This is a genomic window from Lysinibacillus parviboronicapiens (assembly GCF_003049575.1).
GTDB classification, from domain to species: domain Bacteria; phylum Bacillota; class Bacilli; order Bacillales_A; family Planococcaceae; genus Lysinibacillus; species Lysinibacillus parviboronicapiens.
In genome coordinates this window covers 1-21,503 of record NZ_PYWI01000010.1, presented here as the reverse complement: position 1 = coordinate 21,503, position 21,503 = coordinate 1, and the positions used below count along the sequence as shown (strand labels likewise).

At 39.1% G+C, this 21,503-nt stretch carries 21 protein-coding genes, 1 pseudogene, 1 riboswitch and 1 other annotated feature; of the genes and pseudogenes, 14 read left to right on the top strand and 8 right to left on the bottom strand.

Features of this window, described 5'->3' with window-relative positions:
- Nucleotides 1–954 (top strand): L-threonine 3-dehydrogenase, encoded by a 954-nt coding sequence (locus C9J35_RS10425; protein WP_107924456.1) that lies wholly within the window; start codon nt 1–3, stop codon nt 952–954.
- 477 nt (nt 955–1,431) lie between these two features.
- Here the strand turns inward: C9J35_RS10425 and C9J35_RS10420 are convergent.
- Nucleotides 1,432–2,655, bottom strand: a pseudogene (locus tag C9J35_RS10420) (IS110 family RNA-guided transposase).
- A gap of 417 nt (nt 2,656–3,072) precedes the next feature.
- Here C9J35_RS10420 and C9J35_RS10415 point away from each other — a divergent pair.
- Nucleotides 3,073–4,698: a long-chain fatty acid--CoA ligase gene (locus C9J35_RS10415; RefSeq protein ID WP_107924536.1), complete on the top strand. Its 1,626-nt coding sequence runs from the start codon at nt 3,073–3,075 to the stop codon at nt 4,696–4,698.
- A gap of 65 nt (nt 4,699–4,763) precedes the next feature.
- Here the strand turns inward: C9J35_RS10415 and trpB are convergent, their stop codons facing one another.
- Complete coding sequence (gene trpB, locus C9J35_RS10410) at nt 4,764–5,927, bottom strand: tryptophan synthase subunit beta (protein ID WP_107924455.1); 1,164 nt, start codon at nt 5,925–5,927, stop codon at nt 4,764–4,766.
- A gap of 60 nt (nt 5,928–5,987) precedes the next feature.
- Nucleotides 5,988–6,189 (bottom strand) — a binding site (T-box leader).
- Nucleotides 6,190–6,477: 288 nt separating this feature from the next.
- Complete coding sequence (locus C9J35_RS10400) at nt 6,478–6,960, bottom strand: QueT transporter family protein (RefSeq protein ID WP_107924454.1); 483 nt, start codon at nt 6,958–6,960, stop codon at nt 6,478–6,480.
- 8 nt (nt 6,961–6,968) lie between these two features.
- Nucleotides 6,969–7,013, bottom strand: a riboswitch (PreQ1 riboswitch).
- Between the two features lie 340 nt (nt 7,014–7,353).
- Here C9J35_RS10400 and C9J35_RS10395 point away from each other — a divergent pair.
- The 3 genes from C9J35_RS10395 (at nt 7,354) to C9J35_RS10385 (ending at nt 10,285) form a co-directional block, all read left to right on the top strand.
- Complete coding sequence (locus C9J35_RS10395; RefSeq protein ID WP_107924453.1) at nt 7,354–8,376, top strand: ABC transporter substrate-binding protein; 1,023 nt, start codon at nt 7,354–7,356, stop codon at nt 8,374–8,376.
- Nucleotides 8,377–8,469: 93 nt separating this feature from the next.
- Nucleotides 8,470–9,498 carry an ABC transporter permease gene (locus C9J35_RS10390; RefSeq protein WP_107924452.1) on the top strand — a complete coding sequence of 343 codons (1,029 nt, stop codon included), beginning with the start codon at nt 8,470–8,472 and terminating at the stop codon, nt 9,496–9,498.
- Nucleotides 9,491–10,285, top strand: coding sequence for an ABC transporter ATP-binding protein (locus tag C9J35_RS10385; protein ID WP_107924451.1), 795 nt, complete (start codon nt 9,491–9,493; stop codon nt 10,283–10,285). The genes C9J35_RS10390 and C9J35_RS10385 overlap by 8 nt, the downstream gene beginning before the upstream one ends.
- A 162-nt stretch (nt 10,286–10,447) precedes the next feature.
- On the opposite strand, the gene ilvA is transcribed toward C9J35_RS10385, so the two are convergent.
- Nucleotides 10,448–11,710, bottom strand: a complete 1,263-nt coding sequence (gene ilvA / locus C9J35_RS10380; protein WP_107924450.1) for a threonine ammonia-lyase IlvA — start codon at nt 11,708–11,710, stop codon at nt 10,448–10,450.
- Between the two features lie 270 nt (nt 11,711–11,980).
- Here ilvA and C9J35_RS10375 point away from each other — a divergent pair, with 270 nt between their 5' ends.
- On the top strand, nt 11,981–12,727 hold the full coding sequence (locus C9J35_RS10375) for a TerC family protein (protein ID WP_107924449.1): 747 nt from the start codon (nt 11,981–11,983) through the stop codon (nt 12,725–12,727).
- A 44-nt stretch (nt 12,728–12,771) separates the two neighbouring features.
- Here the strand turns inward: C9J35_RS10375 and bshB2 are convergent, their stop codons facing one another.
- Both bshB2 and C9J35_RS10365 read right to left on the bottom strand, forming a co-directional pair.
- On the bottom strand, nt 12,772–13,461 hold the full coding sequence (bshB2, locus tag C9J35_RS10370) for a bacillithiol biosynthesis deacetylase BshB2 (protein ID WP_107924448.1): 690 nt from the start codon (nt 13,459–13,461) through the stop codon (nt 12,772–12,774).
- Between the two features lie 13 nt (nt 13,462–13,474).
- A complete protein-coding gene (locus tag C9J35_RS10365) occupies nt 13,475–13,825 on the bottom strand; it encodes a YojF family protein (protein ID WP_107924447.1) in 351 nt (116 codons plus the stop codon).
- A gap of 300 nt (nt 13,826–14,125) precedes the next feature.
- On the opposite strand from C9J35_RS10365, the gene exaC reads away from it, so the two are divergent.
- Together exaC and C9J35_RS10355 are read left to right on the top strand one after the other, a co-directional pair.
- The gene (gene exaC, locus C9J35_RS10360) at nt 14,126–15,646 is read left to right on the top strand and encodes an acetaldehyde dehydrogenase ExaC (protein WP_107924446.1); all 1,521 of its coding nucleotides are present in this window, start codon (nt 14,126–14,128) and stop codon (nt 15,644–15,646) included.
- 21 nt (nt 15,647–15,667) lie between these two features.
- Nucleotides 15,668–16,030 (top strand): DUF779 domain-containing protein, encoded by a 363-nt coding sequence (locus C9J35_RS10355; protein WP_107924445.1) that lies wholly within the window; start codon nt 15,668–15,670, stop codon nt 16,028–16,030.
- Between the two features lie 85 nt (nt 16,031–16,115).
- Here the strand turns inward: C9J35_RS10355 and C9J35_RS10350 are convergent, their stop codons facing one another.
- On the bottom strand, nt 16,116–16,397 hold the full coding sequence (locus tag C9J35_RS10350; RefSeq protein WP_107924444.1) for a hypothetical protein: 282 nt from the start codon (nt 16,395–16,397) through the stop codon (nt 16,116–16,118).
- A 170-nt stretch (nt 16,398–16,567) separates the two neighbouring features.
- On the opposite strand from C9J35_RS10350, the gene C9J35_RS10345 reads away from it, so the two are divergent.
- Nucleotides 16,568–17,116 (top strand): acyl-CoA thioesterase, encoded by a 549-nt coding sequence (locus C9J35_RS10345; RefSeq protein ID WP_107924443.1) that lies wholly within the window; start codon nt 16,568–16,570, stop codon nt 17,114–17,116.
- Nucleotides 17,117–17,250: 134 nt separating this feature from the next.
- Here C9J35_RS10345 and thiD read toward each other — a convergent pair whose 3' ends face one another.
- Nucleotides 17,251–18,081, bottom strand: coding sequence for a bifunctional hydroxymethylpyrimidine kinase/phosphomethylpyrimidine kinase (thiD, locus tag C9J35_RS10340; protein ID WP_054768738.1), 831 nt, complete (start codon nt 18,079–18,081; stop codon nt 17,251–17,253).
- Nucleotides 18,082–18,256: 175 nt separating this feature from the next.
- Here thiD and C9J35_RS10335 point away from each other — a divergent pair, with 175 nt between their 5' ends.
- The 5 genes from C9J35_RS10335 (at nt 18,257) to C9J35_RS10315 (ending at nt 21,337) form a co-directional block, all read left to right on the top strand.
- Nucleotides 18,257–18,934, top strand: a complete 678-nt coding sequence (locus tag C9J35_RS10335; RefSeq protein ID WP_107924535.1) for a uracil-DNA glycosylase — start codon at nt 18,257–18,259, stop codon at nt 18,932–18,934.
- A 75-nt stretch (nt 18,935–19,009) separates the two neighbouring features.
- Complete coding sequence (locus C9J35_RS24160) at nt 19,010–19,189, top strand: hypothetical protein (protein WP_054768737.1); 180 nt, start codon at nt 19,010–19,012, stop codon at nt 19,187–19,189.
- Complete coding sequence (locus tag C9J35_RS10325; RefSeq protein WP_054768736.1) at nt 19,186–19,452, top strand: YwdI family protein; 267 nt, start codon at nt 19,186–19,188, stop codon at nt 19,450–19,452. Before C9J35_RS24160 ends, C9J35_RS10325 begins: the two co-directional genes overlap by 4 nt.
- Nucleotides 19,453–19,541: 89 nt before the next feature.
- Nucleotides 19,542–19,922 carry a DUF423 domain-containing protein gene (locus tag C9J35_RS10320; RefSeq protein ID WP_107924442.1) on the top strand — a complete coding sequence of 127 codons (381 nt, stop codon included), beginning with the start codon at nt 19,542–19,544 and terminating at the stop codon, nt 19,920–19,922.
- Between the two features lie 236 nt (nt 19,923–20,158).
- Complete coding sequence (locus tag C9J35_RS10315) at nt 20,159–21,337, top strand: M20 family metallopeptidase (protein WP_054768735.1); 1,179 nt, start codon at nt 20,159–20,161, stop codon at nt 21,335–21,337.
- The last annotated feature ends 166 nt before the right edge of the window (nt 21,338–21,503 follow it).

Genomic DNA, 21,503 nt, shown 5'->3' with positions numbered 1-21,503 from the left:
ATGGAAAAGATTATGGTTACAGGAGCCCTTGGTCAAATAGGTTCTGAACTAGTGGAAAAGCTTCGTGGTATTTATGGAGAGGACAATGTATTAGCTACAGATATTCGAAAGCTTGATCATACAAAGGGTCCGTTCGAAGTATTGGACGTGACGGATGGACAAAGAATGCACGATTTAGCAAAGGACTTTGGAGCAGATACAATGATGCATTTAGCGGCTTTATTATCCGCAACTGCCGAAAGAAATCCTTTGTTCGCTTGGAATTTGAACATGGGTGGTTTAATGAACGCATTAGAAGTATCACGTGAATTGAACTTACAATTTTTTACGCCTAGTTCTATTGGTGCATTCGGACCATCAACACCAAAGGATAATACACCACAGGATACATTACAGCGCCCGACAACTATGTATGGTGTAAACAAAGTAGCCGGAGAATTATTATGTGACTATTATTTTGATCGTTTTGGCGTAGACACACGAGGTGTGCGTTTCCCAGGTCTGGTTTCTTATGTGACTCCTCCTGGTGGTGGGACAACAGATTATGCTGTAGAGATTTTCTATGAAGCAATTGAGCAAGGTAAGTACACTTCTTACATTAAAGAGGGCACGTACATGGATATGATGTATATGCCAGATGCATTACAGGCTATTGTAGATTTAATGGAGGCGGATAGTAAGAAATTAATTCATCGCAATGCCTTTAATATAACTGCTATGAGCTTTGAGCCATCACAAATTGCAGCTGAAATTAAAAAACATCTTCCACATTTCCGTATGGACTATATGGTTGATCCTGTACGCCAAGCCATTGCTGATAGTTGGCCAAACTCTTTAAATATTGAAGCCGCAAAAACGGAATGGGGCTTTCAGACAGAGTACGATTTAGCAAGAATGACAGCAGATATGCTGGAGAAATTAAAACTCAAGCTTCAAACAAAGGCGATTTCATAATAAATGAAAGAGGCTGGGACAAAAGAGAAAAAGTGTTAGATTGACTGATGTCGATCTAACACTTTTTTGCTGTGAACGTTGATGTCCACTACGGCGGACGCTTTCCGGGGGCGTGGCCTGAGCCTGTAGTCTCAGGCGTCACGCTAATCCCCCAGGAGTCGCCACCTTCGTTACCATCAACTAGTGCTCTCTTCTAACTTTTATTTATGCCAAAAGGAAGAACGTCTAAATTTTTCTTCATTTTAGATAGCAACAATTTAATAATACCTTTGCTTCTCTTTCTTAAAATTTAAAGTTTTGTCCCAGCCTCTTTCTTACGATTAGTCAACCTTATTTAATGAATAATTTATATTTGTATGAGTGTGAAGTGGTGAGGGATATCCCTCACCACTTCACACTCATTTTTAGATACGCCAAAAAGACCTACGATTTTTATTTTTTTCGAAAGGTCATTATGCTATAGTTTTATGTAGGTGATTACGATTTCTGAGCTGGTAGTGCGGACTCATAATCGTAAAGAATGCCACGCGTCAGTAACTGAAATGTCACTTTCAGAAACTTATTGATGCAGGCGATGATCGCAACCTTATGAGGCTTCCTCTGGGGTTGCTTTTTTAATTTGTAGTAATAGTCCACAAAATGATTCGGTTTTCCTTTTGCCATAAGCATGGCGCACACCATAAAATATAAAATCTTCCGTAAATGTTTGTTTCCTCGTTTATTAATCCTGTCTCGATAGTGCGTATTCCCAGACTGGTACCGCATAATATCAATGCCTGCATAAGCGTTCAGTTGTTTCGCATTTTGAAAGCGGCGGATGTCACCAATCTCTCCAATTAATCGGCACGCCGTTGAATCGCCAATCCCAGGAATCGAACGAAATACGAGATATTCTTTTCGTCCTTCCGATCATTCCACCATCTGTTTCACAAGCGCATCTTTCTTCTCTAGTAAATCGGCAATGCGAGCTGCGTAATCTCGTGCTTGATCACAACGAATATCTGTGGGCTTAATCGCGGGGTAACTATTTTCAGCTGCTTCTAATAATGTAATCGCTTTAGCCTCCGCACGCATTAGCGACAGTTTTTTTCGCGTATTGCCATTTAAATGATTTGTAATAATCGTTTTTGAATGGGCCTGTAAAAGTGCGGGGTGCGGATTTAGTTGTACAATATTTAAAAATAGTGCTGAACTCGGTGTAATCAGCTTTTCTAATTCTGGGAAACTCAACTGTAAAATGGCATGCATTCTACTTTTGAGTAAAATGATTTCTTCGTCGATTTCATTGTAATAACGAGTCAGTGCACGCATCTGTTCATAATAATCGTCTTGTATGTAGGTTGTTTTGCGTTCCATTTTGAAATGTGTCTTCGCGAGTTCATGGGCATCACTGCTATCGGTTTTATTGCGACGCATCGTTGCCATCTGTAAATTCGCTTCAAGTGGATTCATGCGGCAGTATGCATAGCCGTAATCTTTGAAAAACGCTTCTACAGGCTTTGAATAGATACCTGTGGCTTCAAATACGATAGCTGGCGCTTGTCCATCGTGCTTTGTCATTTCTTCCATTCGTTCGTGTAATCGCTCGAAATCACCCCGTGTATGATGTAGCACACCTTCAAACTCACATTGGCGGTAACCATCATAAATCGCAACAGTACTTTTTCCTTTACTGACATCTAACGCAATGACATGTTTCATCTCATTTTTCTCCTTTTGACCAATCATAGAAGCCTTCACAGTACCTTATCGATTCCACTTTCTTATACACGATCTCTTGGACCCAACATACTAAACGGATTCATATAAGGGCATGAAGTTAGCCGGTTTTATATACGGACTCATAAATGGTCCCAGAGGCTGGTCGGCTTTTCTTCACTTCTACTATAAAAAATAGTAGCACAAACCATGGCCTTGGTTTGTACTACTAATGTTAGTATGTTTTATAAAAATACAATATATCTACATATAAAAGAAAATTTGTGGAATATATAGCATTAACTTTAATGTGCTAATATAATATAATTCAGAATATTAATAGTATTCAGTTAAAATAGCCTGTTAATATTTTTGCAAGAAATTTGGGAAAGTTCATGAGATGAAGGGATGGATGTTATTATGATGCAAGCACCGTTAGTGTTAACAAATTTCTTTAAACGAGCAGAAAGTTATTTTGCTAGAAAGACCATAGTTTCACGTACAAGCCCACATAAAATTCACCGTTTAACATATGGACAATGGGCAAAAAGAACGCGAAGATTAGCAGATGCGCTTACAAAGATGGGGATGGAGAAAGGAAAAAAGATTGGTTCCTTTGCTTGGAATCAGCATCGCCACTTAGAGACGTATTTTGCGGTACCGTGCACGGGTGCTGTGTTGCATATGGTCAATATTCGATTATCAGAAGAGCACTTAATTTATATTATTAATCACGCAGAAGATGAGATATTGATGATTGATGTGGATCTTGTGCCAATCATTGAAAATATTGCTTCAGAGTTAAAAACAGTGAAACATTATATTATTATGACGGATGAAGATACATTACCTGAAACGACATTACCCAATGTATTAAATTATGAGGAATTATTACAAGCCGCAGATGAAAATTTTGAGTTTCCAGATGACTTAGAAGAGGAAGCACCTGCAGGAATGTGTTATACAAGTGCGACTACCGGCAATCCAAAAGGGGTAGTGTATTCACATCGAGGCTTGGTATTACACAGTATGATGCTTAGTATGGCAGATTCAATGGGGATTGCTGAGCGTGATGTAGTCATGCCAATCGTGCCAATGTTCCACGCAAATGCATGGGGTTTACCATTTGCGAGTGTGAATGTAGGGGCAACTCAAGTACTACCGGGTCCACAATTCTCGTCGGACTTAATTTTAGATTTAGTAGAGCAAGAAAAAGTAACATTAACAGCTGGGGTACCAACAATTTGGCTTGGTGCGTTACAGGAGCAAGAAAAACGTGAGCGAGATATCCGTTCACTACGTGCGATTTGTTGTGGTGGCTCGGCATCACCTACGCGCCTTATTCGCACATTTGAAGAAAAATACGGTATTCCTTATATTGTCGTCTATGGTATGACAGAGACGACACCAATTGTAGCGTTATCGAATTACATGTCTTGGATGGAAGAATGGCCAATTGAAAAACAAATTGAGTCACGTGCGATGCAAGGTATGACGATGGCTGGCATTGAATCGAGCATTGTCAATGAGAATGGGGAGGTACCGTGGGATGGTGTGACAATGGGAGAATTACGTCTCCGAGGACCATGGATTTCACACGAATATTATCGTGACGCACGTACGCACGATGCATACCGCGATGGCTGGTTATATACTGGTGATATTGCCGTAAGAACAGAAGATGGCTTTATCAAAATCACAGATCGTACCAAGGATTTAATTAAATCAGGTGGAGAATGGATCTCTTCAGTGGATTTAGAAAATGCCTTAATGACACACGAAGCCGTTTTTGAGGCAGCTGTCATTGCGATACCACATGTGAAGTGGCAAGAGCGCCCATTAGCGTGCGTTGTATTAAAAGAAGGAAAGTCAGCAACAGGTGAACAGTTACTGTCCTTTTTAGAAAGTCAATTTGCGAAATGGTGGGTGCCGGATGATATCGTATTCTTAGCTGAAATTCCAAAAACTTCAGTTGGTAAATTCCTTAAGGCAAAACTACGCGATAATGTGGCAGAAATTTACCCGAAACTAAGTACACTCGTGTAGCACTATTCATCCCAACGTATTGAAAAGAGCGACTTCCTATATATAGAAGTCGCTCATTTTTGCGTTTATTTGTTTAGCATTTGGAATACTTGCTCAACATCCTTATCTCCACGCCCTGAAATGTTAATGATAATACTTTCTTCAGCAGATAGCGTAGGCGCAAGTTTTAATGCGTGAGCAACGGCATGCGAACTTTCTAAGGCTGGAATTATCCCTTCGACTTTTGAAAGTACTTGGAATGCTTCTAGTACTTCTTCATTTGTAACTGTCACATATTCTGCACGACCAATCGTTTTTAGATGACTATGCTCAGGACCTGCTCCTGGATAATCAAGACCAGCAGCAATCGAGTATGTTGGTAGTGGATTACCAGCAGAATCTTGCAATACTAAACATTTGAATCCGTGTAATTCACCAGGTGTTCCCTCATTTAATGTTGCGGCTTTATCAGGCTCGATGCCGATTAGTCGAACATTGTCATCTGCAATATATTCAGCAAACGCACCAATGGCGTTACTACCACCACCAACACATGCTAGGACAGCAGCAGGTAGCTTTCCGTCTTTTTCTAAAATTTGTGCACGACTTTCACGGCTAATGACTGATTGGAAGTGTTTCACCATTGATGGGAATGGGTGGGGCCCCACAGCAGAGCCTAATAAATAGAAAGTTGTTTGGTAGTTTTCTACTAAATCTGCAAATGCTTCATCTACAGCGTCTTTTAAGCGTCCTTGCCCTTTATCAACTGCCACTACTTTTGCACCGAGTAGCTCCATACGGAATACGTTTAATGCTTGGCGTTTAGTATCTTCTAAGCCCATATAAACAGTGCAATCCATCCCAAACATTGCACAAGCAGTAGCCGTTGCAACACCGTGTTGCCCTGCACCTGTTTCTGCAATAACACGATTAGCTCCCATACGTTTTGCAAGTAAAATTTGACCTAAGACGTTATTGATTTTATGTGAACCCGTGTGGTTTAAATCCTCACGTTTCAAATAGATTTTTGCGCCTCCCAATTGCTTAGTTAAGTTTTCAGCAAAGTAAAGGGGAGATTTGCGCCCTACATATTCACGAAAATAATAATCTAATTCATTTTTAAAGTCTTTATCATCTTTATAATTCTGGAAGTTCTCATCTAAAATATTTAATACATTTTGAAGCTCTTCTGGCACAAAACTGCCTCCAAATTCCCCAAAGTATCCTTTTTTCTCTGCTACTGTACTCATCTTAACTCGACTCCTCTATTCTAATTTTCTCCATAAAAAAAGTCACTTCAATCCTTTCAGTAAAAGGACGAGTAACCGTGGTGCCACCTTTATTCGCAAAAATTGCGCGCTTTTGGGACTCCTATAACGGGGAGTTAGTTCGTCCACATATTTAATGCGGCTGCTCCGAAGTCCATTCACAAGTATGTACTACTGATTTGCACCGACCATCAGCTCTCTTCAAATACAGTGTCTTGCTACTCTTCTTCTTCCTAGCATTTATCCCGCTTGAACGAGCAGTATGACTTCCACTTTAAAATTCTGAGAAAAATTTTAGGCGGGAGATTACTGCCTGTAAAAGCCCGATTGGTGCTACTAATAATCAGGATGGCGTGAAGATCACCTTCACTGATTAAAGTTTCACTTTATTATTGAAATGAATTTTAAGGTATTTTCAGAATAGTGTCAAGATAAGAAAAAATATCTAGTCATTCATTTCGTAATTTCTATAAATACAAAAAAGACGAATCTTGGAGAAGACTCGTCTCTATTAATAGATACTGAAATTAAGTTATATCAAATCTTTGAAATTTAGACGCTTGTTCAGTATATACATAATCGGTGCACCGACTGCTAGTACGACAAATTCACCTGCAGCGACAGTTATCCATGTCCAGAAAAATGGTAATTCTAAGGCTAAGTTCAATTCAAAGGCGATAATGAACATTGTACATGTAAATAACAGCGTGTTGATGATTAAGCGTGCCCAAATATTTTTTACAAATTTACAAATCAGTATGAACAGTCCTAAAGTAATCATTGAATGTCCAACACCAAAAACTAAATCGTAAATGCCAAGTGGTGAAAATAAATTAGAGATAAACACACCAATAATAATCCCTACGGCAAAGCGCGGATTAAAGGCAACTAAATGATTAAACATTTCCGATACTCGGAATTGCACTTCAGTAAATCCAAACGGTGCCACTAGCATAGTAACCGCAATGTATAACGCGGCAATAATACCACTTGCTGCTAAAAATTTTACTTTCATCTATTCATTTCTCCTTAGTTTTTTTTCGTGGGATGGTTACGAACCACGGTGCTTTTACACAAATAAATATTTTAGTATAAAACTTAGACGGAAGTCAAATGTCAGAAAAATAAAAGTCCTTAATAAAAAATACGCCCAACATTTAACTTCGCAAAATTGTCATAAAATAATTTGAACGATTACTAAAATATTTATATTTATAAAAACGGCGTAGTTTAGCGGTTTAAAGCGGCAAATTAAATGAAAAAGTAAAATGTTACGTCAAATTTAAAAGTCAGAACATTCATAATGTTGTTGACGAACATCGATAATAACGATAATATAGCGATACGTTCACACTTTGCTGGAGTAAAGTGTGATAGATAATAGAGATAAAAGTCGGGGGGATTATTTGTGAAGCGCAATATGAAAAAGCTTTCGTTCCTATTATTTGGGTTAGTAATAATGCTTGCTGCATGTGGTAGCGGCGGTTCTAGTTCAACAGAATCGAAGGGTGACGACAAGAACAATACAAGTGAAAGTAGCTCGGCAGATGATAAAACATATAAAATTGGGATTACACAAATCGTTGAGCATCCATCATTAAACGCAGCGACGGAAGGCTTTAAAAAAGCCATTGAAGATTCTGGCTTAAAGGTAGAATATGATTCGCAGATTGCACAGGGCGATAACAGCTTAAATACAACAATCGCGAACAATCTAGTAAGTGCAGATGTCGATTTGATTTTTGCGAACTCTACACCATCTGCTCAGGCGGCAGCTGTTGCTACAACTGATATTCCGGTTATCTTTACTTCAGTAACGGATGCAGTTGGTGCAGAATTAGTTGCGTCAATGGAGGCACCAGGTAAAAACGTAACAGGAACAATCGATTTACACCCTGATACAATTAACAAAACTGTAGCCTTATTAAAAGATTTAGGTGCTAAAAACGTTGGCATGGTCTACAACGCTGGTGAGCAAAACTCAGTAGCACAAGTAAATGAAGTGAAAAAGGTCATGGGTGAGCAAGGCTTAGCAGTAAAGGATGCTTCAGCAGCAACTTCAGCAGATGTAAAACAAGCAGCTGAATCACTAATTGGGAAAGTAGATGCTTTCTATATCATTACGGATAATACGGTCGTTTCTGCTCTTGAGTCAGTCATTGATGTAGCAAATGCTAACAAATTACCACTGATCGTAGGTGAGCTTGACTCGGTGGCACGTGGTGGCTTGGCTGCATACGGCTTTGAATACTATGATATTGGCTATGAAGCTGGCCAAATGGCAGTGAAAATTCTGAAAGGTGAAGCAACACCTGCTGAAATACCTGCCCAATATCCACAAAACTTAAAATTATTAGTGAACAAAAAAGTTGCTGATGATTTAGGTATTGATATTAAAGATTCTTGGGGTGCGGAGCTTTTAGAAAAATAATGCCCAAAGTGGCATCATATTTAGGTGAAGCGGGGGAGGATTGTCCCCGCTTTATCTTCATTTTTTACGATAATTTTAGGAGATGATTCAATTATGTTTACCGCAATATTTGGCTCAGTGGAGCAAGGAATCATCTATGCAATTATGGCACTTGGTGTGTATTTAACATTCCGTGTGTTAGATTTTCCGGATTTAACGGTTGATGGAAGCTTTGTAACAGGGGCGGCTACAGCAGCGACGATGATTCTGCTAGGCTATCACCCAATCTTAGCGACTTTAGTGGCAATTGTTGCTGGATTTATTGCTGGATGTATGACAGGGATTCTTCACACAAAAGGGAAGATTAACCCATTATTATCAGGGATATTAATGATGATAGCTTTATATTCTATTAACCTACGTATCATGGGGTTAACTGCAGAAAATACGATAGGTCGTCCGAATATTCCACTACTGAACTCAGAAACATTGTTTTCGAAGTTCCAAGCATTTTGGAGTAATTTAGGTATCGATGCTGCATTAAATAACGTATTAAAAGGCATCGGCATTCAGCAAGTACCGTCAACATGGAGTACGCTGATTGTAGTATTATTCATCACGATTTTAATTAAAGTTATTGCAGACTGGTTCTTAAAAACAGAAGTCGGGCTGGCTATCCGAGCAACAGGTGATAATAAACGTATGATTCGTAGCTTCTCTGCGAATACTGATACACTTATTATTCTTGGGCTAGGTCTTTCAAATGCACTTGTCGCATTTTCTGGAGCTTTAATCGCACAGTATTCAAAGTTTTCTGATGTTAGTATGGGGATAGGGATGATTGTTATCGGTCTTGCCTCTGTTATTATCGGGGAAGCGATTTTTGGAACAAAAACAATTATGCGAACGACGTTGGCTGTTATTGCGGGTGCGATTATTTACCGTATTATTTTAGCATTAGCATTACGTGTAGATTTCCTTGATTCAGGGGATATGAAATTAATTACAGCTATTATTGTTATTTTAGCGCTTATCGTACCGCAGTTTGTGGATAAAAACAAAGAACGAAAACGTAAAGCAAAGCGTGCTGTAGAACGCACACAAGTAAAAACCACTGAGCAAGGGGGAAAAGGTCTTGCTTAAATTAGACGGCATTAACAAAATTTTTAATGAAGGCACACCAGATGAAAAAATAGCACTTGCTGATATCAACCTTCATTTAAAACCAGGCGACTTCGTCACAATAATCGGTAGTAATGGCGCTGGGAAATCAACAATGATGAATATGATTTCAGGGGCATTAACACCTGACTTCGGGACAGTGTTAATTGACGGTAACAATGTTACAAGTCTAGCTGAATATAAACGTTCACACTATATTGGTCGCGTATTTCAAGACCCTATGGCGGGTACTGCACCGACAATGACCATTGAAGAAAATTTGGCCTTAGCTTACTCTCGAAATAAGAGTCGTGGCATACGTGTAGGCGTCGATAAAAAACGACGTGAATTTTTCAAAGAATCATTAGGCATGCTCGGCTTAAATTTAGAAAATCGCTTATCCGCCAAGGTTGGCTTGCTTTCAGGTGGTGAACGTCAAGCACTGTCTCTTTTGATGGCAACATTCACGAAGCCATCGATTTTATTGTTAGATGAACATACAGCTGCACTTGACCCGTCACGTGCGGAACTAATTACACGCATTACAAAACATCTCGTGGAAAAAGACAACTTAACAACGCTAATGGTAACGCACAACATGCAACAAGCGTTAGACTTAGGAAATCGCCTCATTATGATGGACAAAGGTCAAATCATTTTAGAAGTTGGCGAGGATCGCAAGCATGAACTTACAATTCCAGATCTTATGGCAGAATTTGAACGTATACGTGGAGAGAAAATGAACTCCGACCGCGCGCTGCTTGGATAATTTTAAACGCCCATACCGAGGTATGGGCGTTTTTGTCGGTATTTTTAACAAGTAGGACTGATAAATAAGCAAAAGTTATCGATAAAAGCGTAATTTGTTTCGATTAATAAAGAAGCCACAAAAAAATCACACTCGCATTCAATGCAAGTGTGACTAAATATCTTATACTAACAAACCAAACAATTGAAGATCATTATTGACTTCTTTATAGTTGAAGCCAAATTGTGTCATACGTGCTAGTAGGCCTTCATAGTCATCGCGGTTGCCAAGTTCAATACCAACTAGCGCAGGGCCACTTTCCTTGTTGTTTTTCTTCGTATATTCAAAAGTGGTGATATCATCATTTGGCCCTAGGACACTTGTTAGGAATTGGCGAAGTGCACCAGCTCGTTGAGGGAAACTAACAATAAAGTAATATAGTAAGCCTTCATGAATTAAAGATTTTTCTTTGATTTCTTGCATACGACCGATATCATTGTTGCCCCCACTGATGATGACAACGACTGATTTACCTTTAATCTCTTCTTTATAGTTATCGAGTGCAGCTACTGATAAGGCACCAGCAGGTTCTGCGATAATGGCATGTTTATTATATAAATCTAAAATAGTTGTACATACTTTGCCCTCAGGGATGAGCACAATATCGTCTAAATAACGTCGACACACATCGTATGTGTGATGACCGACGCATTTTACCGCAGCGCCATCCACAAATTTGTCAATCCAGTCAAGTGCGACAGTGCCACCCTCCGCAAAAGCAGCCTTCATACTACCAGCACCAGCAGGCTCAACCCCAATAATTTTAGTATTTGGGGATAGGTTTTTTACATAGGCAGAGACACCTGACATTAAACCACCACCGCCTATACTGCCGAAAACATAGTCGATAGGCTCTTCCATGTCATTCATGATTTCAACTGCGACAGTTCCTTGTCCTGCAATCACATCAAAATCATCAAAGGGATGGATAAAGATTTTCTCTTGCTCCTCACAGTACGATAATGCACTCTCTGCAGAATCATCAAATGTATCACCAGCGAGCATAATTTCTACGAATTCACGGCCAAACATACGCACTTGGTCGATTTTTTGCTTTGGTGTTGTTTGCGGCATAAAGATACTCGCCTGAATTTTCAGTTGGGCACAGGCATAAGCTACACCTTGTGCATGATTACCTGCACTAGCACAGACAACTCCCGCAATACGTGCCTCTTCCTCAATTTTTTTGATTTTATAGTAGGCACCGCGTAGTTTAAATGAGCGTACATGCTGTAAATCCTCACGCTTAAAATAAATATTAGCTCCGTATTTCTCGGATAAATAATCGTTTTTTTGTAGTGGCGTATGCACAACTACATCTTTTAAAAAATGATGTGCAATTAAGATATTCTCAACTTGCACAGTTTTAGTGTCAGCAACTTCCATTAGCATTCATCCTCCGTTTTACGTATAAAACATTCATTTATGATAGCATATTTTATTAGGTTTTTGTTATTAATTTTTAGTAAATTCTAAATTTTCGGTGTCTATTTTGAAGATTAAATAAATTCGGTAAATACGTATTGTAGAATAATTCGACACGTTCGAGAGTAATGGATGGTTCATCGAGATTGATGCACAAAAATACCTATCTATCATAAAGAATAATGTTGAGCATATATTAGACTAGCTTAGGGCAAGTAGGAGGGTAAGGTATTGGACATCATTCATGGCATTCTATCCACATATATGCAATTTTTCGATTGGGAGATGTGGCGGGAAGTTTTAGCTGATCCTGTGTCGTGGGGATTAATATCTTCACTAGTGATAATTGAGGGGTTGCTATCAGCTGATAATGCGCTCGTACTAGCAGTACTGGTTAAGCATTTACCAAATAAGCAACGGAAAAGAGCATTAATGTATGGAATGCTAGGCGCATATTTTTTCCGTTTCTTATTTATTGGAATAGGCGTTTATCTTGTAGAGTTTTGGTATATCAAAGTGTTAGGGGCAATGTATTTAGGTTGGATTTGTATTGCCCATTTCTTAAAAATAGGGGAAGAGGATAGCGTAAAGGAAGTAAAAAAGACGGGGATAATGGTACGTTTATTTGGGGTATTCTGGGCGACTGTTATTTCAGTAGAGCTCATGGATATAGCATTTTCAATCGATTCTATTTTTGCTGCTTTTGCGATATCCGATCAAGTCTGGGTACTACTAGTTGGAGGAATGCTAGGTATTTTAATGATGCGTACAATTGCAGGCATATTTTTAGTCATCATTGAAAAAATACCTGAGCTAGAGTCAACGGCATTTATCGTTATCGGTATTATTGCACTCAAAATGCTCGTTACCGTATTTGGCGTGCACATTCCGCATTATATGTTTTTTGTCGTATTGCTTATTGCCTTCGTAATGACAATGATTGTACATGTGGTAAATAAAATAAAAGTACTTAATTGAAAAACGGCTCTGTCCTCGTTAACTTAAGAGGACAGAGCCGTTTTTTATTTTACATATTGATCGGGGTTAATAATATAGAACTTTTCAACATTTAGCCAGCTTTCGCTCATTGGCTCGCCGTCGTCAATGCGTTTTTCTGTCTCTTGCATCATCCAACCTGTTTGTGAGGCATGAGCTTGTAACGCTTTTAGTTTATCCATCTTCATTTCACTTATATCTAGTTGTATATGTGGTTCACCATTCTTTTCAATCGTATCATTGGCGAAGGCACAGCCTAAAATCTGTGGACGTGCTGCTATTGGCATACGACGAACGGCTTCTACTACAGCACGTGCTGTTGCTTCGTGATCTGGATGTACCGCAAAGCCAGGGAGGAAAGTGAAAATAAGTGATGGCATTAATTCTTCAATTAAACCCTCAACAAGCTTCACCATTTTTTCGTCATCTTCAAATTCGATTGTTTTGTCACGCAAGCCAAGCATGCGCAAATCTTGTATGCCCATCGCCTCTGCCGCAGCAACGAGCTCTTTACGACGAATTTCTGGCAATGATTCGCGCGTTGCGAAAGGTGGATTACCTAAATTACGACCCATCTCCCCTAATGTTAAACAGGCATATGTAACAGGTGTATTCATTTTCTTTGTATAATAAGCTATCGTACCAGCAACTGAGAAAGCCTCATCATCTGGGTGAGGGTAAACAATTAAAATATGACGCTGTGGTTGTAAATTCAAATAGTCGTCCCCCTTAATAAGTAAATGGCGTTTCACTAATTTCAAGTGCAATCGCCAATTTGCCAGAGTAGTCTAGTCCAGCCATTAACAAACGGCCTAAATCATCTAATTCATAATGTGTGATACCTTGGGCGTAAACCCAGCCATGCGCCATTTTTAAACCAACACGATGTGGTGAATCATCCACCACTTTCGCTAGTTCATAATTAATTTTTGCATTGCGAATAAAAGCACCAGCATTAAAAAACTTTTCATCATAGTGTGCTGCATAAGAACCGTTTGTCGTCTCAAGATGAATGTAAATATCTTTGTTGGCGAAAGAATTTAATAATTCCTGCAACGTCTCTACCTGTATTTCTTGCATCTTAACACTCCTTTCACGATTGTTTCTCTTTTAAGTATAGTCAAAAAAGGTCACAAAGGGAAATTGAATGCCCTAGTATCTGTCAACCGATAATTTTTTTTATGCATATATCTGTAGATTTTTATATATTAAGATAATTATGTTATCCAATAAAGTTAGTTCTTTTAAGTTCAAATACTTGAAAAAATTATATTAATGTATCAATATAGGACACATGAAAGTTGATTCATACAAATTGAGTCGCTTGTCGCGGTGATTTGTATGCGGTTTCATAATTTATAATGTTGGGAGATTTATACTATGATTTATGCAAATCCTAATACTCCAGGAGCAGTTGTAAATTTCAAAGAGAAATATGATAACTTTATCGGTGGCGAATGGGTCGCTCCAGTAAAAGGTCAATATTTTGAGAATAAAACACCTGTAACAGGTCAAGTATTCACCAAAGCAGCTCGTTCTACTGTTGAGGATATTGAGTTAGCACTTGATGCTGCACATGCAGCGAAAGATGCATGGGGGAAAACTTCTGCAACAGAACGTGCAGCTATTTTAAATAAAATCGCTGATCGCATTGAAGAGAACTTAGAAATGATCGCTGTCGCAGAAACTTGGGACAACGGTAAAGCCGTGCGTGAAACATTAAATGCGGATATACCTCTTGCAGTTGACCACTTCCGTTATTTCGCAAGTGCCATTCGCGCGCAAGAAGGGCATACAACTCAATTAGATAATGACACAGTCGCTTACCATTTCCAAGAGCCACTAGGCGTTGTTGGTCAAATCATACCTTGGAACTTCCCAATATTAATGGCTGCTTGGAAAATCGCGCCGGCACTTGCGGCAGGGAACTGTATCGTTATGAAACCTGCTGAGCAAACACCAGTTTCGTTACTAGTTTTAATTGAAACAATCCAAGATATTTTGCCTAAAGGTGTATTGAATATCGTTAATGGTTTCGGTATTGAAGTGGGTAAACCACTGGCAACAAATAAACGTATCGCTAAAATCGCCTTTACTGGTTCAACTGCTGTTGGTCGTCAAATTATGCAATACGCAACTGAAAATATTATTCCAGTAACATTAGAACTTGGTGGTAAATCACCAAACGTATTTTTTGAAGATGTGATGGCTGCTGATGATGAATATTTAAATAAAGCAATTGAAGGCTTCGTAATGTTCGCTTTAAACTCAGGTGAAATTTGTACTTGTCCTTCTCGTGCCCTTATTCACGAATCAATTTACGACCAATTCATCGAACGTGCTTTAGAACGCGTAAAAGCAATTAAAATCGGTAACCCTTTAGATACAGAAGTGATGATGGGTGCTCAAGCTTCAGAGCAACAAAAACAAAAAATCCTTTCTTACTTACAACTAGGTAAAGAAGAAGGCGCTGAATGCTTAATCGGCGGGGAAGAAAATGTGCTTGCTGGTGACCTTGCTGGTGGTAACTACATTAAACCAACAGTATTCAAGGGTCATAATAAAATGCGCATTTTCCAAGAAGAAATTTTTGGTCCAGTACTAGGTGTAACTACATTCAAAGATTTCGATGAAGCAATGGAAATCGCAAATGATACAGAATACGGTTTAGGTGCTGGTGTTTGGTCACGTTCTGGTGACACTGCATACCGCGCTGGTCGTGCTATCCAAGCTGGTCGTGTATGGACTAATACGTATCACCAATACCCAGCTGGTGCTGCCTTCGGTGGTTACAAACTTTCAGGTATCGGCCGTGAAAATCATGCGATGATGCTTGATCATTATCAACAAACTAAATGTATTCTAGTTAACTATAAAGAAGAGGCTCAAGGTTTCTTCTAAGTTTGAAGGATGGATAAGTACATGGTAGAACGAGTGATTGCCACTAAAGAGGCTTTAAAATTAATAGACCTTATTAAGAGTAGACATGGCGCTATCATGTTTTATCAATCTGGCGGCTGCTGTGAAGGCTCTGTACCGATGTGTTATGTGGAAGGAGATTTTAAGCTTGGAGACAACGATATCTATCTTGGTACAATAGGTGACGTTCCTTTTTACATTCACAGGGCACAATATGAGTATTTCAAACATACGCAATTAATTATTGATGCGATGGTAGGTAGAGGTGCTAGCTTTTCCTTAGATAGCGTAGAAGAAATGCACTTTATCACGAAATCAAAAGTATTCACAGCAGATGAGTATGACGAAGTTAATAAACTATTTTAATAGAAAATAAAGCCACGATTCTCTTTTATGACGGAGAATCGTGGCTTTTTTATGATGAAACTTGTTGATAAGGGGTATGTATCTTTTAAAACCGATTGAGTTTTCGTTCAATGGAATCTAAACGGTCATTGACAGAATGTAATTGTTTAAGCATTTGTTTAAATTGCTGATTTTGATCTTGTGAATTGGACGATTTTAATTGTGCAACTTCTTCTTCCTCTTGGAATGCTAATATCGTGGCGAGGGTTGAGAGTGAATAGCCAAGTGTTAGAACAATGGAGGCAATTACTTCAACTTTAGAAGCGGTTAATTCCTCAGAAAGCAATGCTGATTCTTCATTTGCATCTTCAAATTTACGTTTTTTCATATTTCTCCCTCCCATATACAGTTAATATATGGTGTGCAATGTGGGAAGGTATCTTGTCCGATTTTATCATTAAAACAGAAAATTCCTAATTTTCTATAAATAAATTTGATTTTCCTAGAACAATATAGCATTATAATAAGAACAAATTATGTTTTAAAGGGGGAATTGTTGTGAATAAGGAGTTTAAGTATTGTAAGGAATCAAGAGTGATGCGGACGAGCCGAGTTTTTCCGAATGATGTTAACAATCATAATACCCTTTTTGGTGGACGTTTAATGAGTGATATCGACCAAGTCGCCTCGATTTCTGCTGCTAAGCATAGTCGTAAAGATTGTGTCACAGCTTCGACGGATTCTGTGGATTTTCTGCATCCGATTCGTCCAACAGACTCAGTGTATTTCGAATCTTATGTTACTTGGACGGGAACATCTTCAATGGAGGTATTCGTAAAGGTTATTTCGGAAAATTTGAAAACAGGTGAACGTAAAGTGGCTGCAACTGCTCTATTAACCTTTGTGGCATTAGATGACAATAATCGACCGGCCGCAGTTCCACGTGTTATACCTGAAACCGTTGAAGAGACGAAATTACATGAGACTGCATCTGAGCGTGCAAAAGCACGAGCAGAGCGTAAAAAAGAGAGTAAGGCATTAGCTAGTTTTATTTCGATGAACGATCCATGGGATTATCGGCTCGAACTGATAGAGAATTATATTTAGAAAGGCATCTGATTAGTATCAAGTTTGCTAATCAGATGCCTTTTAGTTTTGTTATTTACATGAGCTTCTTACATATGTTTTTGAGCTTGAGTAATGATGATCGCTCAAAGTGCATTATATTATAAATTATTTAATTAGATTTCGGATACTGTTACTTCTGGCGCGCCGAAACGTGATTTTGCTCCATGCATAACAGGACCAACATAGTCATTTAATGCCCAACCATGCGCAATTGCAGCCGATACGAATTCTTTTGCTTCAATAACAGCCTCTTTTATCGTTAGACCGTTTGCAAGATTTGCTGTAACAGAAGCGGCAAACGTGCAACCTGCGCCGTGATTATAAGTTGAAGATACTTTTTCAGATTCTAATAAATAGAATGTAGTGCCGTCGAAGAATAAGTCAGTAGCTTTTTCAGTAGCTAAGGCTTTACCGCCTTTTATCACAACAGCTTTAGCACCTAATTCATTAATTTTACGAGCAGCTACTTTCATGTCCTCGATTGTTTTAGGTGTGCCTGTCCCAGCTAATTGACCAGCTTCGAATAGATTTGGTGTAGTGACAGCAGCAAGTGGTAATAGATGTTGAATCATCGCATCTGTGTTACCTGGGTTTAACACTTCGTCGTCTCCTTTACATACCATAACTGGATCAATCACAACGTTTGTAGTGCCTGATTTTGCGATAGCATCGCCAGCAATACGAATGATTTCTTCTGTTGAAAGCATCCCTGTTTTCACAGCATCAATGCCTGTTGATAGTGCTGTATCAATTTGTTTTTGTAACAGCTCTGTTGGTAATGGTGTGACATTATGAGTCCAACCGTTTGGATCCATTGTTACGACTACTGTTAACGCAACCATACCGTATGTGCCGTGTTCTTGAAATGTTTTAAGATCGGCTTGCATACCTGCGCCGCCTGATGTATCTGAACCTGCGATTGTTAATGTTTTTTTTAGAGCCATGTGGAAAGATCTCCTTTATAATAAAAGTTTTAAAGTTACCGTCTAGTATAGTCTGATTCTGATTCTGTAAAAATAGTCAGAAATCAATATTTTTATAAGGTCAGTAATCATTCGTGCTTGAATTAGACACTACTTTTTTGTACCGTTGTAGAAAAGAAAGGGGCTTTAAATGGCAATGAAACAAATTTTCCCGAATGATTGGCAAACAATACTTGCTGATGAATTAGAAAAACCATATTATCAAACACTCCGACAATTTGTAGCAAATGAATATTCGACTCAAACAATATATCCACCGATGAGTGATGTCATGAATGCTTTCTATTCTACAGCTTATCGAGAGGTGAAGGTTGTGATTTTAGGACAAGATCCTTATCATGGTCCTAACCAAGCACACGGTTTAAGTTTTTCTGTGAAACCAGGCATCCCACACCCACCAAGTTTACGCAATATGTTACAAGAATTACAGGATGATATAGGTTGTCCAATTCCGCAGGATGGTACATTAATGAAATGGGCGCAACAGGGCGTAATGCTTTTGAATACAGTTTTAACAGTCCGTGCAGGTCAGGCAAATTCTCATAGGGAACAGGGCTGGGAGCAATTTACAGATGCTGTAATTGATAAACTTGCTGCCAGACAAAAGCCAATTATTTTTGTACTATGGGGAAAACCAGCACAACGAAAAAAACAATTAATTCGTAAATATTCAACTCCCCATGTCATTTTAGAAGCACCTCATCCAAGTCCACTAAGTGCATACCGTGGCTTCTTTGGAAGTAAACCATATTCAAAGGTAAATGAACAACTATTGGCGTGGGGAGAGAAACCTATCGACTGGTGTTTAGTGTAGATTGGCACAAATCGTTTACTTTATACACATTAAAAATCATGGTACAGTTACTATAGAAGAAAGAGAGGGACAACGATGCAGGTAAATTGTTTCAAATGTCAATTTTTCAAAATCACATGGGACCCGCAAACGCCACGTGCCTGTGCAGCATATGGCTTTAAAACAAAGCAAATACCATCCGTTGTCGTCAAACAATCCTCTGGAATGAATTGCCTAAAATTTGTGCCAAGAGAAGAAAGTGGGAGAGCGCAATGATTTCTTATCAAGCCATATTACAGCAACTAGAAAAACAATTAGCAGACGCAAAACAGGCAGCAAGTGAACAACAAATACGTGAGACATTAAGCGCTATTCGTGCGTTATGTGATGTTGTGTTAGATTCTTCTGTAGAGCTACCTAAGGCGCAACCAAAACATTTGCCACAAATGTTAGCTACAGAGCCGACACCTCCTAGCTTATACACAGCGAAAGTTGAAGAGGATGATGGCGCAAACGGCGATTCAATTTTTGATTTTTAAGCGAGGGTAACTAACAGGTTCTTGTTTAGGGTTACTAACGATACTCAAATATAAAGACTATAGAGCAGATAAAAGGTAGGGAGAATGAGATGAAGAGATTTATTGTCACAGGTGCACTTCACGGTTTTTTAGCAGTATCATTTGGTGCATTTGGTGCACATGCATTAAAAGACATATTAGACGATTATGGACAGGGTATTTGGGAAACGGCAGTACAATACCAAATGTTTCATGCGACAGGTTTACTTGTGATTGGCCTATTAATGAGCACAAAATTACTAGGTGAAATTAAGAAATTAAATGTAGCTGGTATCTTCTTTAACTTAGGTATAGTCTTTTTTTCCGGTAGCTTATATGTGTTAGCATTAAGCGGTATTAAAGTGTTAGGTGCCATTACCCCAATTGGTGGTGTGCTATTTTTAGCTGGATGGGTATTGATTATACTAACTGCTCTTAAACACGCTAGATAATATAATAATGTCAATCATTCCTGCACATTAACATGTGTGGGATTTTTTTGCTTTTATCGGTCGATAGCATCACTTGGGAGTATTGCTCCAATTATCATGCTAATATCTCCCTTATAAGAAATCCCTTCAGTAAGATATACCATATTAAACTCAATTCCTATTGTTTTTGTAAGGATTTATGAGGTACACTAACATTACCAGAAAAATTCGACAAATAGGAAGTAGGGATGTGCTATATGGAAAGGTTATTTACATTACTCGATAAAAATTATGAAGAAATAGTAGCAATTCGTCGTCAGCTACATGAGTATCCTGAGATATCTTTTGAAGAAGTGGAAACGCCAGCCTATATAGCTGCTTTTCATAGAGCATTAGGGCACGAGGTACGTGAGCGGGTAGGAGAACGCGGGGTTGTTGCAACTTTGCATGGTGCGAAACCGGGGAAAACGGTGGCATTACGTGCGGATTTTGATGCGTTAGCGATTCAGGAAGAAAATGATGTTCCTTATAAGTCAAAGGTAGCTGGCAAAATGCATGCTTGTGGACATGATGGACATACGGCTACTTTGCTCGGACTGGCGAAGGCGTTAAATGCTATGAAGGATGAACTTGCCGGTAATGTAGTATTTATTCATCAACACGCGGAGGAAATTGCTCCAGGCGGGGCTAAGCCGATGATTGAAGATGGCTGTTTAGACGGAGTGGACGTCATTTTTGGTACACATTTATGGGCGCCAACGCCACTTGGTGATATTTTGGTACGTGATGGAGCTATTATGGCCGCTGCCGATAAGGCGGAAATCCTAATCCAAGGGAAAGGTGGGCATGGTGCTGAGCCGCATCATTCAGTGGATGCTGTTGTCCTTGCATCACAGTTTGTCATTAATGCTCAGCAACTTGTATCTCGCCGTATTGATCCATTGAAATCAGCGGTTTTAACCATCGGTCATTTTGAAGCCATTAATCCGTTCAACGTCATTGCAGAACGAGTTGCATTAACTGGGACAGTGCGTACATTTGATGAGCAAGTACGTACGCAAATGGAACAGGAACTGGAGGCGGTATTAAAGGCGACTTGCCTTGCTTTTGGCGCAAGTTATGAATATCGTTATACTAGAGGTTATCCACCTGTCTATAACCATGTAAATGAAACCGACTTTGTTGCACAACTTGCACTTGACGTGCCAGGGGTAGAAAATGTCATAACATGTCCACCTTTCATGATTGGGGAAGACTTTGCTTATTATCTCGAAAAAGTACCAGGTACATTCTTCTTTACAGGGGCAAAAAAACCTGAGTGGGCAACAGCTTACCCACACCATCATGCACGCTTTGATTTTGATGAACGTGCAATGTTGATTGCAGCAAAAACTTTAGGCAAAGCAACTTTACAATATTTACAACATAATCATTAAAAAAAGAGCTGTCCAATTTTATTGGACAGCTCTTTTTTGGTGTGCGCCCGGCATGCGTATGAACTATAGGGTGCAAGTCCCGAACCCCGAAGACAGAAGTAGAGGTTAGCCAAGAGCAAGGGTGTCCGTGGCGACGCGGAATCTGAAGGAAACTGGAGGCAAAACA